The organism is Hydrogenimonas sp. (assembly GCF_029932565.1).
GTDB lineage: Bacteria > Campylobacterota > Campylobacteria > Campylobacterales > Hydrogenimonadaceae > Hydrogenimonas.
Map to the genome: position 1 here is coordinate 73,768 of NZ_JAOZPV010000002.1, position 5,116 is coordinate 78,883.

The 5,116-nt window shown below is 53.4% G+C and carries 4 protein-coding genes; all 4 read left to right on the forward strand.

Annotated features, from left to right (window positions below; all coding sequences use genetic code 11):
- Positions 1-1,002 (forward strand): bifunctional folylpolyglutamate synthase/dihydrofolate synthase (locus Q1K24_RS00810; protein WP_300364672.1); only part of this gene is annotated, 1,002 nt, incomplete at its 5' end.
- Positions 999-1,913, forward strand: coding sequence for a M23 family metallopeptidase (locus Q1K24_RS00815; RefSeq protein WP_300364674.1), 915 nt, complete (start codon positions 999-1,001; stop codon positions 1,911-1,913). The genes Q1K24_RS00810 and Q1K24_RS00815, both read left to right, overlap by 4 nt.
- The gene (locus tag Q1K24_RS00820) at positions 1,835-2,149 is read left to right on the forward strand and encodes a polymer-forming cytoskeletal protein (protein WP_300364676.1); all 315 of its coding nucleotides are present in this window, start codon (positions 1,835-1,837) and stop codon (positions 2,147-2,149) included. The genes Q1K24_RS00815 and Q1K24_RS00820 overlap by 79 nt, the downstream gene beginning before the upstream one ends.
- A gap of 6 nt (positions 2,150-2,155) precedes the next feature.
- Positions 2,156-5,116 (forward strand): transcription-repair coupling factor (mfd, locus tag Q1K24_RS00825; protein WP_300364678.1); only part of this gene is annotated, 2,961 nt, incomplete at its 3' end.

Genomic DNA, 5,116 nt, shown 5'->3' on the forward strand with positions numbered 1-5,116 from the left:
ATGTTGGCGGCGATGCTCGCCAGGGCCGGCAGCCGTGTCGGCCACTACAGTTCGCCCCATATTCTCCGATTCAACGAGCGCATCTGGATCGACGGGTCGGATATTGGCGACAGTTCGCTCGAGTCGGCACATGGAAGGTTGATGGAGTGGCTTCCTTCCGAAACTGCTCGGTCGCTGAGCTATTTCGAATATACGACCCTTCTGGCCCTCGTCGCATTCGAGGGGCTCGATTATATCGTTCTGGAAGCGGGGCTCGGAGGAGAGTTCGATGCGACGAATGTCGTACAGAAGGATCTCAGCATCATAACCCCGATCGGGTTGGATCATCAGGCTTTTTTGGGCCATTCGATCGACGAAATCGCCGCGACGAAACTGCGAAGTATCGAGAAAAAGGCTCTTCTGGCACGACAGCCGGACTCTTCTGTCTATTCGATTGCCGAAACGATCGCTCGTGAAAAAGGGTGTGATCTTTTCGATACCGACACGGTGGTCGATCAGACGATAAAAGAGGCAGTAGTACGGATGGGAAACGATCGCGGCTGGCCCGAATATATGATACAAAACGCTATGACGGCGGCGGCAGCCTACCGTTTGGTGACCGGAGAAGAGGCACCGGTGGAAGCACTGGCCGATTTTCACCTGAAGGGTCGCTTTGAAAGAATCGCGGGCAACGTCATCCTCGATGTCGGCCACAATCTTCTCGGTGCGAAAGCTGTTGCGCAGGCGCTGGAGGGTGAAAAGAGAGTATTGGTCTACAATGCACTGAGTGACAAAAATGTCGAAGAGATCCTGAATGTCTTGAAGCCGGTGGTAAAACGTCTCGAAATCATCGATATCGACAGCGAAAGAGCTATGGATTCCGAAAGAGTTGTCTCTGTCGCGAAAAAGGTCGGACTCGATGTGAAACGGTTCGAAACGATTGGCGAGACGGAGCAGTATCTGGTTTTCGGATCGTTCGTTGTCGCCGAAGCGTTTCTAAAACGGTTCGGAACGGTCCGATGAGACATCGGTTTCTCATTACAGTTACCGATACGAACGGCTTCAGGCAGTACACGCTCAGCCAGATTTTCAAATGGATCGTGCTGATTGCAGCGCTCGGAATCCTGTCGGCGGGTGTCGCGGCATGGCTCTATCTCGCATGGCTCGAAGATGCCTACGAAGAGGCGAAACTGAGACAGAAAGTTTTGGAGAGAAACATCCGCCTTCTCGAAAACGATATCGGAAACCTGAATCTGCAAATCGAATCGCGGCAGGACGCGCTCGATCGCCTGGGGGACCGGCTGACCGATCTGGAGATCTTCGTCGGGGAAAAACCGGATATGAACTTCTCGACACCGACACGCCTGGAAAATGTCACCCTTTCGGCCGTACAGCTGGCACTTCTCTTTTCGATTGTACCCAACGGGGAGCCGCTCCCGATGGAAGGGATTACCAGCGCTTTTGGATGGCGAAAACACCCGATCAAGAAGAGACGGGAGTTCCATCCCGGTATCGATCTGCGTGCGAAAAAGAGGAAACCGGTCTGGACGACAGCCGACGGTGTCGTGGAGTATGCCGGCTACCATCGGCGGAGCGGTTACGGCAATCTCGTCATCATCGACCACGGATTCGGTTTCAAGACCTATTATGGCCATCTCAGAAAGACGAGCGTACGCAAAGGGGATACCGTCGTCAAAGGAGACATCATCGGGATCAGCGGAAATACAGGGTTGAGCACCGCACCCCATCTGCATTACGAGATCCGTTTTCTGACCCGACCGGTCAACCCCTACTGGTTTATCAAATGGAAAAAAGAGTCATACCAGATAATTTTCAAGAAAGTGAAACAGGTACCATGGGAATCTTTCATCGCATTGACGAGTCACATGGCCGCACAGGCCATACCACCATCGTCGCGCCCGGCACAAAAATAACGGGAACGCTCCGGAGTACGGGCGGTCTGCATGTCGATGGTGAAATCGACGGCAGTGTCGAAGCGAAAAGTTATGTTATCGTAGCCAAAGGTGGCGTCGTACATGGCGATATCCATGCCAGGGAAGTCTACCTGGATGGTGTCGTCAACGGTGATATCTGGGCCATTGAGGTGGAGATATACGATAACGGAGTCTGCCATGGCCACATCGAAGCCATCAGGATCAACAAAGGATAGAACGACTTGATCGAACCCAATCTTTACGACTATCTCGAAAAAAACGATGCACCCGATATTCTGCTCGTGGAAAACGATAAGGAGGCGCGGAGTGCGGCGACAGTCGCCAGACTGCACGGGCTTGAAACGATTGTGCTGCCCGATTTTCGCGCGACATACGGCGAAGACCTGCGAAGCTGGAGTGAGGAACTTTTCACTCTCAACGATGCATTGAAACAATTTTATTCAACATGCAACACCCGGCACGCAATACTCATTGCTCCCTTCCATACGCTTCTCTATCCACTTCCCAAACCGGAGCTTCTGCAAACCGTTTCGATCGAATTTGGCGACGACCTGGATATGGACGGTTTGAAGGAGAGACTCTATGCCTGGGGCTATACCTTTGTCGACGTGGTGGAAGCCAAAGGTGAAGTGTCGATTCGCGGCGATATTATCGACATTTTCTCCCCCGGATGTGAAGATCCCTGGCGCATCAGCCTTTTCGATACCGAAGTGGAGAGTATCCGCCGGTTTGAAGTCGAAACCCAGAAGTCGCACAAAGAGGAGGAACTGGAGAGCATCGAGATCGAGCCGGCACTCTTTTCGCTCGACAAAGATGGATTCGAGAATCTATTGAAGAGGTGTGAGGCGAGCGAAAGTGATGTGTTCGTCAAAGATGTGGCGTCACTCGGGCTCTGGCATCTCGACGATCTGGCGCACGATCTGATGAGGGAGAGAAAAACCGTCGCCGTGAAAGATTTTGGCGATGAGGTGGCGTTCGCCTACGAGCATGCGAAAATGGCTCTGCCAAAATCGCGTTTCGATGTGGAAACTGTCCCGGAAAGTAGCCGCATCAAAGCGATCGAACCGATCAATGTCGATCTGCTGACCGACAACTACCCCGAACGGGAGCTGGTCATCATCGCGGCAAGCGATGCATTGGTGAGACGAAGCCCGATCAAAGAGATCGCAAAGGCAACCATCGTCAGAGATGAAGGGGTCGTCAATCTTCTGACACCCGATAAAATCATCGTTTCACTCAACAAGCCGTTCAAAAAACGTGCCGTCAAACGGCCGACGATTCTGCTCGACGATCTGAAACCGGGTGATTATGTGGTCCATGAAAATTATGGCGTTGGCATTTTCAAGGGGATCGAACCGCACCAGGTACTCGGTGCTGTCAGGGATTTCGTCCATATCCAGTACCAGAACGACGACACGCTGCTGCTGCCGGTCGAAAATCTCGACATGATCGACCGTTACATCGCCGAAGGCGGCACGCTGCCGGTGCTCGACCGGCTGGGCAAAGGCGGTTTCGGCAAACTCAAAGCGAAAGTGAAAGAGCGACTCTTCGCGATCGCGAGCGAAATCGTCAACATGTCGGCAAAACGGATGTTGATCAAAGGGGCGGTGATCCGAACCGACTTTCCGGAGCTCGCCGCGTTCCGTGAAGCGGCGGGATTCGAATACACGCCCGATCAGGTGACGGCGGTGGAGGAGATTTTCGCCGATCTCTCCGGCGGACGGGTCATGGACAGGCTGCTGAGCGGTGATGTCGGTTTCGGAAAGACCGAAGTGGCGATGAACGCGGTTCTCGCCGTAGTGAAATCGGGGTATCAGTGTGCATTCGTCGTACCCACGACACTGCTGAGTGCCCAGCATTTCAAAAGTGTCAAAACAAGGCTGGAACCGTTCGGTGTACGTGTCGAAAAACTCGACCGTTTTACGACAGCGAAACAGAAGCGTCAGATTCTGGAACGGCTCGAGAAAGGGGAACTCGATCTCGTCATCGGTACCCATGCGCTTCTCGGTGCAAAGTTCAATAACCTGGGTCTTGTCATTATCGACGAAGAGCACAAATTCGGTGTCAAGCAGAAAGAGGCGCTCAAGAAAATGAGCATGAATGTGCACGTGCTGAGTATGAGCGCCACACCGATTCCCAGAAGCCTCAATATGGCATTGTCGAAAATCAAAGGATACAGTGAGCTGCGTACGCCGCCGATGGAGCGCAGAGGGGTCCGGACCTTCGTCAAGAGCTTCGACGAAACGGTTGTCAAGGAGGCGGTGATGCGGGAGCTTCGGCGAGGCGGGCAGATCTTCTACGTCTACAACTCGATTGCCGGCATCGAGAGCAAAAAGAGCGAACTGCTCGAGATTCTGCCGAACCTTCGTATTTTGATACTCCACTCCAAAATTACGGCGGTGCAGACCGAAAAGGAGATGCTGCGGTTCGAAGCGGGAGAGTACGATATGCTGCTGAGTACCTCTATCATCGAATCGGGCATCCACATGCCGAAAGTCAATACGATGATCGTCGACGAGGCGGACCGCTTCGGCATGGCGGACCTGCATCAGCTACGCGGACGCGTGGGGCGGGGCAAGGTCGAAGGGTACTGCTATTTTCTCGTCGAAAACAGGGATGTTTTGACCGAACAGGCAAAACGGCGGCTGATCGCGCTGGAGTCCAACTCCTTCCTCGGCAGCGGTGCGGTGCTGGCCTACCATGACCTGGAGATCCGTGGCGGCGGCAACCTAATCGGCGAGAGCCAGAGCGGCCACATCAAGCAGATCGGTTATGCGCTCTATCTGAAGATGCTGGAAGACGCCATCCGTATATTGAGCCATGAGGCGATGCCGGAGCGGAAGAGTGTCGACATAAAACTCTCCATTACCGCCTATATTTCGGATACGCTGGTGCCTCATGACCGTGTGCGTCTGGAGCTCTACAGACGTCTGAGCGGCTGTACGCAGACGCATGATGTGATCGAGATCGAACAGGAGATCGAGGATCGCTTTGGCAAGCCCGATCTGCCGACACGCCAGTTTCTCGACCTGGTCACCATCAAGATCCTGGCGGCGAAAAAGGGTATCGAACGTATCAGCAATTACAATGAAAACATTACAATACAGTATAATGAGCATAACAAAACACATCATAAAGCCCGCAGCCGGGACGACGATGACCTGATTGCCACGGTGTTGGAA